This window comes from Proteus sp. G2673 (assembly GCF_009915125.1).
In the GTDB taxonomy this organism is placed as follows: Bacteria; Pseudomonadota; Gammaproteobacteria; order Enterobacterales; family Enterobacteriaceae; genus Proteus; species Proteus penneri.
This window is the reverse complement of the sequence record NZ_JAABLT010000007.1, coordinates 17,506-30,032: the sequence shown is the minus strand read 5'-3', so window position 1 is coordinate 30,032 and position 12,527 is coordinate 17,506. Positions and strand designations below refer to the sequence as shown.

Annotated in this window: 11 protein-coding genes; 7 read left to right on the top strand and 4 right to left on the bottom strand. The window is 38.2% G+C overall.

Features of this window, described 5'->3' with window-relative positions; translation table 11 throughout:
* Positions 1 to 29: 29 nt before the first annotated feature.
* The 3 genes from hslO to umoB all read right to left on the bottom strand — a co-directional run bounded on the left by hslO (position 30) and on the right by umoB (position 3,534).
* On the bottom strand, positions 30 to 914 hold the full coding sequence (gene hslO / locus GWI59_RS03045) for an Hsp33 family molecular chaperone HslO (RefSeq protein ID WP_161723942.1): 885 nt from the start codon (positions 912 to 914) through the stop codon (positions 30 to 32).
* Between the two features lie 26 nt (positions 915 to 940).
* On the bottom strand, positions 941 to 1,354 hold the full coding sequence (hslR, locus tag GWI59_RS03040; RefSeq protein ID WP_072065031.1) for a ribosome-associated heat shock protein Hsp15: 414 nt from the start codon (positions 1,352 to 1,354) through the stop codon (positions 941 to 943).
* 71 nt (positions 1,355 to 1,425) lie between these two features.
* The gene (gene umoB / locus GWI59_RS03035; RefSeq protein ID WP_161723940.1) at positions 1,426 to 3,534 is read right to left on the bottom strand and encodes a flagellar biogenesis regulator UmoB; all 2,109 of its coding nucleotides are present in this window, start codon (positions 3,532 to 3,534) and stop codon (positions 1,426 to 1,428) included.
* 353 nt (positions 3,535 to 3,887) lie between these two features.
* Here umoB and nudE point away from each other — a divergent pair, with 353 nt between their 5' ends.
* On the top strand, positions 3,888 to 4,439 hold the full coding sequence (gene nudE, locus GWI59_RS03030) for an ADP compounds hydrolase NudE (RefSeq protein WP_006534397.1): 552 nt from the start codon (positions 3,888 to 3,890) through the stop codon (positions 4,437 to 4,439).
* 46 nt (positions 4,440 to 4,485) lie between these two features.
* Here nudE and mrcA read toward each other — a convergent pair whose 3' ends face one another.
* Positions 4,486 to 7,020, bottom strand: a complete 2,535-nt coding sequence (gene mrcA, locus GWI59_RS03025; RefSeq protein WP_072065033.1) for a peptidoglycan glycosyltransferase/peptidoglycan DD-transpeptidase MrcA — start codon at positions 7,018 to 7,020, stop codon at positions 4,486 to 4,488.
* A gap of 115 nt (positions 7,021 to 7,135) precedes the next feature.
* On the opposite strand from mrcA, the gene GWI59_RS03020 reads away from it, so the two are divergent.
* The 6 genes from GWI59_RS03020 to aroB all read left to right on the top strand — a co-directional run bounded on the left by GWI59_RS03020 (position 7,136) and on the right by aroB (position 12,393).
* Positions 7,136 to 7,960 (top strand): hypothetical protein, encoded by an 825-nt coding sequence (locus GWI59_RS03020; protein ID WP_109848561.1) that lies wholly within the window; start codon positions 7,136 to 7,138, stop codon positions 7,958 to 7,960.
* Positions 7,948 to 8,517 (top strand): fimbrial assembly protein, encoded by a 570-nt coding sequence (locus GWI59_RS03015; RefSeq protein ID WP_161670840.1) that lies wholly within the window; start codon positions 7,948 to 7,950, stop codon positions 8,515 to 8,517. Before GWI59_RS03020 ends, GWI59_RS03015 begins: the two co-directional genes overlap by 13 nt.
* Positions 8,514 to 9,044 carry a hypothetical protein gene (locus GWI59_RS03010; RefSeq protein ID WP_006534389.1) on the top strand — a complete coding sequence of 177 codons (531 nt, stop codon included), beginning with the start codon at positions 8,514 to 8,516 and terminating at the stop codon, positions 9,042 to 9,044. The genes GWI59_RS03015 and GWI59_RS03010 overlap by 4 nt, the downstream gene beginning before the upstream one ends.
* A complete protein-coding gene (pilQ, locus tag GWI59_RS03005) occupies positions 9,041 to 10,144 on the top strand; it encodes a type IV pilus secretin PilQ (protein ID WP_006534388.1) in 1,104 nt (367 codons plus the stop codon). Before GWI59_RS03010 ends, pilQ begins: the two co-directional genes overlap by 4 nt.
* 578 nt (positions 10,145 to 10,722) lie before the next feature.
* The gene (gene aroK, locus GWI59_RS03000) at positions 10,723 to 11,244 is read left to right on the top strand and encodes a shikimate kinase AroK (protein WP_036914409.1); all 522 of its coding nucleotides are present in this window, start codon (positions 10,723 to 10,725) and stop codon (positions 11,242 to 11,244) included.
* Between the two features lie 54 nt (positions 11,245 to 11,298).
* Positions 11,299 to 12,393 (top strand): 3-dehydroquinate synthase, encoded by a 1,095-nt coding sequence (aroB, locus tag GWI59_RS02995; protein ID WP_161723938.1) that lies wholly within the window; start codon positions 11,299 to 11,301, stop codon positions 12,391 to 12,393.
* The last annotated feature ends 134 nt before the right edge of the window (positions 12,394 to 12,527 follow it).

The window sequence follows — 12,527 nt, the reverse complement described above, 5'->3', positions numbered from 1 at the left end:
TTTTGATAAAACAGTCTTGCTAAATCGAATCAGTGTAATTCAGAATCATCTAACGCATTGATATTATTAATATCATTTTCAGTGAAGATGTAATGTGTTCCACAATATTCGCATTCCATATCAATATTTCCTTGTTCTTGCAACAGGTGGTTTACATCTTCTTTAGACAATGTTACTAATGTATTTTCACAGCGTTCACGCGAACAAGTGCAATGAAATTCAATAAGTTGAGGATCATAAAGAGTGACATCTTCTTCGTGATATAAACGATGTAAAATCTCTTTAGTTTCTAGCGTAAATAGCTCTTCAGCTTTGATGGTGTGTGTTAACTGTGTGAGCAGTTCAAAATGTTCCGCTGTATGTTCTGCTGTGAACTCTTCTGAAGCAGGCAATACTTGTAATAACATCCCCGCTGCAGCTGGCTTGCCCGCTTGCATACCACTACGAATAAATACTCGTGTAGGTAACTGTTCTGACTGCTTAAAGTAGTTATCAATACATGCTTCAATAGTTTCACCATCAAGAGCAACAATACCTTGATAACGCTCACCTTTTTCTGGCGTCACCGTGATGACCATAAAACCATTCCCGATCATCTCTTTTAAGCTACTACCTGCTTTAACATCATCCCCAATACGTGCAACACCACGCATTTGTTGATTGTTATTTCCATTGATCACAGCTAATCGCACAGGACCATCACCTTGTATTTGAACTGTAATATCACCTTCAAATTTAAGCGTAGCTGTTAACAAACTGGTTGCCACCAGCAAATCACCCAGAAGGTGTTGAACTGGCTCAGGATAATGGTGATTTTCAAGCATTGATTGATAGGTTTCAGTCACATTGACCAATTCACCACGTACCGCGTTTTTTTCGAATAAAAAACGTGATAAAGAGTCTTTTTTAGACATGATTTTCTCTCATTTCAGGGAATCGGTTAATCCGATTCTTGTAAATTTGTCTGTTTGAAGCGAAGTAAGGTGCGTCTTTCCTTTTTATCTGGGCGACGCTCAGGATGAGGCATTGTTAACGCATTCATTTTTCTTGCCAGAGCCATTTTTTCTCTTTTAGCAATACTCTCAGGTGTTTCACAATAAAGCGCTTGAGCTTGGGTAGCACCTTGTCGCTGTGAACTTACCATAAGAATGGTTACCGTCCGTTCATCATTACCTTGTCGTAGGCGTATTTCAGCGCCTTCTTCAACGATTTTACTTGGCTTACCTCTCACACCATTGTAGTGAACTTTGCCACCTTCAATCATTGTACGAGCGATAGCACGCGTTTTATAAAAACGTGCGGCCCAAAGCCATTTATCTAAACGGACGCCACTTTCTTGCGATGGTTGACTCATCCCTTTCTCCTTAACTTCAACTTCTTTATGAAGGCGATAGTGTAAACACATAGCCTTCCACAACAAGGGACTTACTGGGGAGGGCGATAAAAACAGTGCTCATAGTAGAGACTGATTTTATTCATGCGTTGGTTATTTTGTCGCCGACGCCGGATGATAAGAAATAGGTTCAATATTAAGAACCCAATAGCGATAAACAATAATAACGTATTACCGATGTAATATAACATCGTCATCGAATCTGGCAGGCTATGTAAAAATATCTGTAACGTACCATTCGCATCGACAACCATGCCCGTTATTACTCCACCCGTATCAAAAGGTGTATGTAATAAAATATCGGATAAACGTTGTAGTTCTCGCCACTGTTCTAACGGAGTAGGTTCAAACACGGAGTTTGAACTTGAAGCGTAATCAACAAGCTGTTTTCTTTCATCACTGATTAATAGCACACCACCTGGTGGCGGACTATTTAACAGTATTGCGGCTTTATCTATTTCTCGGTAGATAAAAGAAGATGTGGTGGTGTCGATAAGCTTTTCCAAGGCCTCAGCACTCACTGCACGTAATAAAACATTAGTTCCAGTTAATTTACCACTTTCAGCTCGTTGAACCAATGCATCCCAATCATTGACATTACTTAAGTTAACTAGTGCCATTTTCAGGCGAATGCATTCATTTTCTCGTGGACATAAATCCTGAGTTTTCAACACAATACCATCAAAATTATCTAACAGGTTCATCCCTGACTTAGTAATCGCTTGGCCTAAACTTGGGTTAACTCGGTTATTAGAAACTGGATGTAATTGCTCTTCGACCATATGTAATAAAGCGGCAGCTTTTTCTATCGTGCTCGATTCAGGCATTGGCATTGGATTACTGTTATTCCAGTAAATCCCTGAGCAATCAAAAGGTGCAAAAATTGTTTTATTATTTTTACTTGATAAGTTAGGTGGCATGTAGCACATCCCAACCCCTTTCGCTTGGATAATATCCCCGACATGCAAATCAGTTGTTTCCAGCTCAGTAAAATTGGTGACTAAATGAGGTTTTGTATCTTTAAGCCATGAAAAACTGAGTTTCATTGAAAGAGACAGAGGTTGATAAAGATACAACATGCCAATAATAAACAGGCTCCAGAAAACGAAAATAATATTTTTAATATAGCGTTTATATGGATAATTTTTTTCTTCATCATGCAATGAAAGGTAGTTTCCTTGCTTTACAACATGATGATTTGGATACATTTCTAAATAAGTCACCTTATCAATATCGCTTTGAATATAAGGCTCCCAATGAGGCGGATAAACAAGATCAATCCCCCCCAAAGAAACATTCTTTACCTGCCCATGATCAAAATTGCCAAAAAGTCCCCAGCGCTTTAAGCGCCCTTTAAAACAGTGGATTTCTTGTTTACGTGGTTTGATCAGCGGGTTGTGGATCAAAAAAATACCCACAGCAAGAAAAGCACTACCAGTCGCTAAGATCCACGGAAGAAAAACTTGGGGCATCATTAAAGCAGTTAAACACAACGTGAACCCTATACAAATAAAAGAGCCATCCCAAAAACCAGATGAGTTATGTAATCGATATTCTTCGTTGGTTTCTTCTCGGATTTGCAATAAGTGAGCCGCATCACCTTCATTCTTTTGAATTGTTGATGAACCATTTGCCAATATAGGTTCAGAGCGCTGTTTTAAACTTAAAGCAGAAAAATGAATTTTTTCATCTTTTAAGAAATGCCCATTCACACCAACAACGATGGGGATCGAAGGGGTACAAACAACATCGAGAACGTTTTCTTGCTGAAGATAAGGAACAAGTAGCGGGGGAATATGGATTTCTACAGCATCAATATAATAACGCCAATGATTTAATCCTTCACTAGAGCCAGCAAAGCGATTGACGATATTTCTTAAAGTCGTAACGACTTCACCTTTAATCGGCATCTCGGGGAAGTTTTGTAATGAATAGCCAGAAGAGAAATCAGAGGTGCCAAAATAAGATAAATAATCACTAATAAGCCCATAGTCATCAGAAGTGAGCTTACGATAAGTAGGTTTAGCGAGAGAGGGTAGGTGATGTGAGCCATCAAGCCGCCTTCTTTTAAAGAATAGAAAGGCGGCCATTATAAATAGGCTTATCATCAAGATAGCCAATATAATGACTGATAGTCTCATTTTTTCCCCATACTTATACTGATGCTGCGTAGTAACAATAACAAATTTAAAACCCTGCCTAACATAAGGCAATTCCTATTCTTTTGTTCTATTTTTTATTTAAATACAATAGATTATATTTTTTTTGGCGCGTTATCATTTATTTATTTTATCAATTTTATATCCACTAACAACGCGATCTTCAGGTAAAATAGCGGATCAATAAATAATAATATTCTCAAAAAATCAATAAATAACTAGGTTTAGTTGCGGAGTGTACTCAATTTTCACTTAAAAGCTAAATCTAATTGTTAGATTTATTTTGTCATTAATGTGTTAAATTCAGGTTAATCTCTATTCTGCCAGGGGCTGTTATGAAAGAACTTAAAAAACCCAATATATTAAACATTGATAACATCGCCCGTTCTCGATTATTTCAGATCCAATCCGTTAATCTGGAGTTCAGTAACGGGGAAAAACGCATTTATGAACGCATGAAACCAGCGAACCGTGAAGCAGTGATGATTGTTCCGATCATTGATGACAACCTTATCCTTATTCGTGAATACGCTGTAGGTATCGAAAATTATGATTTTGGTTTTCCCAAAGGCGCAATTGATCCTGGTGAAAATGCCCTACAAGCCGCCAACCGTGAACTAAAAGAAGAAATTGGCTATGGTGCCCACTCATTAATAGAACTTGCAAAGCTTTCTATGGCGCCATCTTACTTTTCTAGCAAAATGAACATTGTCATTGCGCATAATCTTTATCCAGAGCAACTCAAAGGGGATGAGCCTGAGCCACTGATCCAAATACGTTGGCCTATTGCAAAAATGATGGACTTACTCGATCACCCCGATTTTACAGAAGCTCGTAGCGTCAGTGCTCTTTTCTTAGCCCACCGCTATCTATTACAAAATAAATAGATAATAAAAAACCGGACTTTAACATCCGGTTTTTATTTTCGATTAATTAGAATAACTCGTTAGATTCGCCATTATCCTCAAAAATCTGTGTTCCTACTTCATTTTTTGCTCTTTCTGTCGGTTGAGTACCTTCAATAAAATATTCTTTCATTGAAGGACCATCACCCGCTAGTTTCCCTGTTTTTCTATCAATTTGAACAGCCACAACACCTTGTGGCATTGGCATCATATTAACAGGTACACCATCTAGAGCCACTTTCATAAAGTCGTTCCAAATAGGTTGGGCTGTTTTAGCCCCCGCTTCGCCACCACTAGCGGCAGTTCGACCTAAACTACGACTACTGTCATCAAAACCAATCCAAGCTGTGGCAACAATATTGGCACCATATCCAGAAAACCATGCATCTTTAGAACTGTTGGTGGTTCCTGTCTTACCACCAATGTCTTGACGTTTAAGATCACGAACTGCACGCCAACCTGTACCAGACCATCCCGGTTCACCCACTAGGTTTGTTCTTAATGCATCATGCATTAAGAAAGCGAGTGGTGTGCTGATAACGTGTGGCGCATAAGGGCTTTCTTTTACAGTCTCAGCTAACGGTGCTTGTTCTAATTCAATTTCAGGCGTAGCAACTACTGGCTGAGATTTATTAGATTGAGCAACGTTTTCCATATAGTCATCAGATAGAGCGATAGAACGCATGGTATCACCATAAATAACCGGTATATCTGTACAGTCTGGGCATGCTACTTTTGGCTCTGCAGTAAACAGCACTTCACCTTCTGCATTTTCAATACGTTGGATATAGTAAGGTTCAATTAAATATCCACCATTCGCCATCACAGCAAAACCGCGTACCATTTGCATTGGTGTAAATGATGGTGATCCTAATGCTAAAGATTCTGTTCTATCGATATTTTGATTAGGGAAACCAAAACGTAATAGATAATCAGCAGCATAATCCACCCCCATTGCGCGCATTGCACGTACCATCACCACATTTTTAGACTGACCTAAACCTTGACGTAAACGAATAGGACCGGCATAAGTTGGCGGTGAGTTTTTAGGACGCCAATCGGTACCTGCGCCCGCATCCCAACGGCTAATCGGTAAATCATTAAGCAGCGTCGATAACGTCAATCCTTTATCTAATGCTGCCGCATATAAGAAAGGTTTAATGTTCGAACCAACTTGGCGTAAAGATTGAGAAACTCGGTTAAATTTACTGATCTCAAAATCAAAACCACCAACAAGCGCAATAATCGCACCATTAATAGGATCTAATGCAACAAATGCCGCATTTACTCCTGGAAGCTGTGCTAATACCCAATTATTTTCGTTATTTTGACGTACCCATATTTGCTCGCCCACATGTACAACGGCATCAACTTTTGTTGGTGTTGGGCCTTGCGAGGTGTCAGAAATAAATTTACGTGCCCAACGCACCGCTTTTAAATCTAGCGTAATATTCTCGCCCGTTTTTAAGATAACTTTGGCTTCTTTCGCATCAGCAGATAACACAACAGCAGGAATTAAAGGACCATAAGTTTGGATCCCTTTTAATTTTTTGTTGATAGCTTCGTTATCCCATGGCGTTTGCCCTTCACGCCATAGAACTTCTTGAGCACCACGGTAACCATGGCGCATATCATAGTCTATCACATTGTCACGCAAGGCTTTTTCTGCTGCTAATTGATCTTTACGAATAATGGTAGTGTAAATTTTATAGCCATCGGTATAAGCATTTTCACCATAGCGCTCATACATTTCCATTCTCACCATTTCTGTTAGATAAGGTGCAGAGAAATCAATTTGCGGTGCATGGTATTTAGCAACAATAGGCTCAGCTCTTGCACTTTCATATTGTGCACGAGTGATATAGTTCTCTTCATACATGCGCTGTAAAACGATATTACGACGTTTTAAAGCACGATCATAAGAATACAGTGGGTTAAGCGTAGATGGTGCTTTCGGTAAACCAGCAATCACTGCCATTTCATTTAAGCTAAGCTCATGAACACTTTTACCAAAATACACATAAGCCGCAGCACCCACACCATAAGCTCGATTACCTAGATAAATTTTATTTAAATACAGTGCTAAAATTTCATCTTTAGTGAGCTCTTTCTCAATGCGAATCGCCAAAAAGGCTTCTTTTATTTTCCGCATTAATTTCTTTTCAGGTGTTAAAAAGAAATTTCGAGCTAATTGTTGCGTAATGGTACTCGCGCCTTGAGAGGCTTGTCCTGATGTTAATGCCACTACAACAGCACGCGAGATCCCAATAGGGTCAATACCGTGGTGTTCACGAAAACGTGTATCTTCTGTTGCGATAAAGGCATTAATCAGTTGAGGAGGCATCTCCTCCAATGTTAGCGGTAAGCGACGTTTTTCGCCGTATTGCGCGATCAACTCTCCGTCTGCACTAAATACCTGCATAGGGGTTTGTAAACGAACATCTTTTAATGTCGCGACATCGGGTAACTGAGGCTCAACATACTTATACATACCATATATCGAGGCTGCTCCCAAAATTATGCAAGCAAAAACGAAGATGAAAAAATATTTTAAGAACTTCACCTTAAATTTCCCATGTAGTGTGAATTGGGCGGTTTATCAACAAACAGTGTGTAGTATAAAGGTAACGCCTCTTTGAAAATAGGCAATTACTCATCAATAGATATGGATATCTCTTATGGAAACACACAATTATCAGATTGGTATTGAAATTAACACTCATCATATCAATGCAATTTTGATATTTCAGCAGAATAAACAATGGAAAATCAGTACATTTTGGCAATTCCCTTTACCTCTTAATGACGATTTTAATGATATAAAATTAAGAAAAATCCTAATGAATTGGCGTAAAAATTTACCCTTTATTAATAATGTTACGCTTTCTCTACCAGATAGTTATGAAAGCTATCAAATTATCCCACTGCCTCATGCAATTTCCCTTACATCAGCAGCATGTTATCGATTAGCACAACTACGAGCCACATCTTACACACAAAATACGAAAATCCCTGTTAATTTTGATTATCGACAGAATAAGGATAAACTCGCCATTCATCTGTGCCATAAAACGATTTTAGATAAGTATATTGACTTATTCTCTCAAATAAATTTAACAATAACGGCGATTGATACCCCTGCATGTGCACTGCGTTATTTAGCAACTTACCTTGACCTATCACCCCAAGATCAACTTTTACACTGTAAAAACAAAACACTACTCTGGGTATCATCTGATGAAAATATGCCTCATTACGGTACTCTCGCCTATGAAAACCAACAAGAGCAACAAACTTGTATTTACCAGTTAGTAGAAAAATATCATTGGTCACTAAAACAGTGTTACTTAGCAGGCGATAACGAAGAATATTTTAGCCAGTTGATGCCTATTTGGCCCAATCGTTCCCACAGCTTATTTGAAACAACGTCAGATAAAGATCTCATTCCACTTGTTGCATTGGGTTTAGCATTACGCCCTGAAGAGGTGTTATGTATCAAATAAATTATCTCCCTTGGCGCCACAATTTATTTAAACAAAAAGTATTGTTATGGCTTTATCAAACGCTATCATTGGTCACGATCACTTTCGTTGTATGTAGCTATTACACCTACCATTTGGCACAAAAACGAACACTCATAACAGCGCAACAGCACCAGACTCAACAACAAGAAGATTTATTACTAAAACAACTCGATATATATCAAAAACAGAAAAAACAGACACTTTTACGCTATCAACACTATTCACTCTATTATCAAAACTGGTTACGCTATTTACATTACATTCGCTTCTTTCGAGCTATCGAAACGCATCTTCCCGCAACCGGTTGGATTAGCCACTATGATGAGGCAGATAATCAACGTTCACTGCATCTCACTCTTCCCAATACACAATCACTCTCTTTTATTACCAACCTTAAAAGCCACCCTGTTTTAGCCTCTTTAGCGTTGAATTATTTACAACAAAGCAAAACTGATCCGTCTTACACAGAAGTACATTTAAACGGAAAATTAGAAAAACAAGAGCAATGGAGTGAAGAAGATGGGGAACATCAATGAAAATAAATGCACAATGGTTGTTACTTATTGCGTTTTTACCTAAGTGGAAACTCACTTTACTAAGCTTAATTATACCTTTTATTACCCTGCTAGTTTATTACCTCTTTATCTACACGGACTATCAGCAAGAAATAACCCAACAACACGTAGAAATGGCTCAAAGACGAAAGCGAATAGATCATCATCAAAACACGTTAAACACAATGCCATCAATTAATTCACTAATCACACAACAAATAGATTATGACATTCCATTCAATAACTCACCGGTTAGTGAGCAATTACAACACTTACTGATGACTTATCATTTTATACCAGAAATTTGGGAAAGCACGCCCAACTCGTTATATAAACTCACATTTACTTTGTCTTATTCTCAGTTTTTAACACTGTTGGAATGCCTCAATCAAACAAGTTTAGCACTTATTTCTCTGAATATTTTTCCAATAGAAAACTATCTAATTTCAGTACAAATGAGCCTTATAGAACTAAGTTATCCTCACACAATACAGGATGATATATCATGAAAATAGGTATTTTAATCGCCATATTATCTATGACAACCACCATTTGGGCTCACACCCGAGATCCCTTTTTTCCTCAGAACATCAATAATGAAAAGATATCATCTACCTTTATTGAAGAACGAACATCAGCGACAGAGCAATCTGAAGAATTGCATCACCAACTTTATCCTTTAAATTATGCTGATGCTGAGAGACTAGGTGAGCAACTCACTAATCACACTATTCCATTACTGAGTCAGCAAGGGCGGGTTATTATTGATAGAGAAGCAAATAGTCTTTCAATTATTGATAATAGTAAAACACTGTCTGAAATAGAAGATTGGCTAAAACTACGAGACACCCCACAACAACAAGTTCACATCACAGCGCATATTGTCAGTAGCAGTCAGGATGCTTTAAATGAATTAGGCACTCAATGGGGGTTACAAGCATTAAAAACACAAACCGAAGCAACATCTACAACAGTATCTAATACGATTTCAGCAACCTCCTCACTTAATTCGGCGCTATCAACACCTTCACTCTCTGCATTATCACTCCATCAAAACACCAAAAATCCCCTTCACTATATTGCATTCAACATTGCCAGAATCAATGGACGCCTATTAGAGCTTGAATTAAGTGCGTTAGAACAAGAGAAACAATTATCTATTATTGCAAGTCCACGGCTAACAACCGCTCATGAAAAAACAGCATCCATAAAACAAGGAACGGAGATCCCCTATGTCAGTCGAGATAATGAAATTACACAAGTTCAATTTAAAGAGGCTGTCTTGGGTATGGAAGTCACACCCATTATTCAAAGAAATAAAAAGATAAGGTTAATACTTAAAATTAGTCAAAACACACCGGGCATTGCACTTGTTCAAAGTGGAAGTGAACATCTGTCTATTGATAAACAAGAGATCAGCACAGAAGTGGCGATTCGTGATGGAGAAACCATTATGTTAGGAGGTATATTTCAGCAGAAACAGCAAGAACACACGGCAAAGATACCCTTCTTATCCTCGATTCCTTTACTTGGCGTACTTTTCAGTCATAAAAGAGATCAACACAGTCGTCATGAATTGGTTATTTTTATTACACCCAAATTAATCTAATTTTTTATGTGAAAAGTAATTTCATTATAAAATACAATTAATTACATGTTTTTTACTAAGATTAAATTGAGAGTTATTCATTGTTTTTTCTTATAATCTGTATTTATAGATTTGACGATGAGGACGATTTAGCTTACAAGGGTTAGCTAATTTGAGTGAGCCTGAAACATCACAATAAAAATACGGATACATTTTATGCACTTCCTCTATTCTTGGAGGTAGGGCTTTTTATATGTAATATTGATCGCTTGATGACGAAAAAGACAATATTATCAGATGCGGTTTTCCGACTAAATTGTGTTAGAATCTCCGCATTGCCAACAAAGATAATTACTTTTTAGTAGTTTTTGTTATGTACTGTGGGCAAAGGGATTTTTATCCTATGTTGTCACTTATGACAGCATGTGGTTATTTTATAGCGATCTACTGAAAGAACTCAGTCTTATTATGAGAGTAGATAACAAATGTTATCAGGCGTGAATTAGATAAACACTCATAAATTTCAGTTTAGGTCCCGTCGCTGAATGAATTTGGCGGGGCGGGTTATCATTAACGAATATCTTAGTAATACCAAAAACATGGCAGAGAAACGTAATATCTTTCTGGTTGGGCCTATGGGTGCCGGCAAAAGCACTATTGGTCGTCAGTTAGCTCAACAACTTAGTATGGAGTTTTATGATTCCGATCAGGAAATTGAGCGGCGTACAGGTGCGGATGTAGGTTGGGTATTTGATGTTGAAGGCGAAGAAGGCTTCCGTCAACGAGAAGAGAAAATAATCAACGAACTTACTGAAAAACAAGGCATTGTACTTGCAACAGGTGGTGGTTCGGTGAAATCGCGAGAAACCCGTAACAGACTATCTGCACGTGGTGTGGTTGTTTATTTAGAAACCAACATTGAAAAACAACTCGCTCGTACCCAACGTGATAAAAAACGTCCTTTATTGCAAGGTGTTGAACCTGTGCGTGATGTCTTAGAGACATTAGCTGAAGAACGTAATCCTCTTTATGAAGAGATTGCTGACATCACTATTCATACTGATGATCAGAGTGCAAAAATTGTAGCCAATCAAATAATTGAATTATTAGAACAAAACTAATACATTCAGCTATTTATAAGGTTAAGTAAAGACAATAAGAAGAAGGCCACTGTTATGGAAAAAATCACTGTCACATTAGGTGAAAGAAGCTATCCCATTACCATCGCTTCTGGCCTTTTTCATCAAGAAGATACCTTTTTACCATTAAAGTCAGGGCAGCAAGTGATGATCGTCACAAACGTGACGCTTGCTCCACTCTATTTAGAAAAGGTAACAGACACCTTAAAAAAACAAGGTGTTTTGGTTGATAGCGTAATTTTGCCTGATGGCGAACAATATAAATCGCTTGAGATCATGAATGATGTCTTTACTGCATTATTAGAAAAAAATCACAATCGAGATACAACACTTATCGCATTAGGCGGTGGTGTTATTGGTGATCTAACTGGTTTTGCTGCAGCAAGCTATCAACGTGGTGTTCGCTTTATCCAAGTACCAACAACACTATTGTCACAAGTCGATTCTTCTGTAGGTGGAAAAACCGCGGTTAATCATCCTCTTGGCAAAAATATGATTGGTGCGTTTTATCAGCCCGCTTCTGTGGTTATCGATCTCGATTGTCTTGCCACATTACCGCCCCGTGAACTTTCATCGGGTTTAGCTGAAGTTATTAAATATGGCATCATTTTAGATAAAGACTTTTTTATCTGGCTTGAAAATAATATTGATAAACTCTTAGCTCTTGATCCTAAAGCCATGGCATTTTGTATCCGTCGTTGCTGTGAGCTAAAAGCTGACGTTGTTGCCGCTGATGAAAAAGAAACAAGTGGTTTGCGCGCACTACTCAACCTTGGCCATACCTATGGACACGCCATTGAAGCGCATATGGGATATGGTGTTTGGTTGCATGGTGAAGCCGTTGCCGCAGGCATGGTAATGGCGGCAAGAACATCTCAAGCACTTGGTCAATTCACTGGAGAAGAGACTCAACGTGTTATTCAATTGCTTGAGAAAGCCAACCTCCCCGTCAATGGCCCTATTGAAATGACACCTGATGACTATTTACCTCATATGATGAGAGATAAAAAAGTATCTGGTGGCAAATTACACCTTGTTTTACCAAAAGGTATCGGTCAATCCGAATTACGTGCCGATATTACTCGCGAACAAGTCCACAAAGCGATAACATCTTGCATTAATGCAAATTAAGCACCCCATTACCTGACCAGAAATAAACCAGAATATTCATTTAAGGAAAATTCTGGTTAATATTGTCAAATGCAACGTTTCAGAAAAAGCGTTTCATCCTTATACTATGAGGTAATGGCTAAGCTGAATAGAAT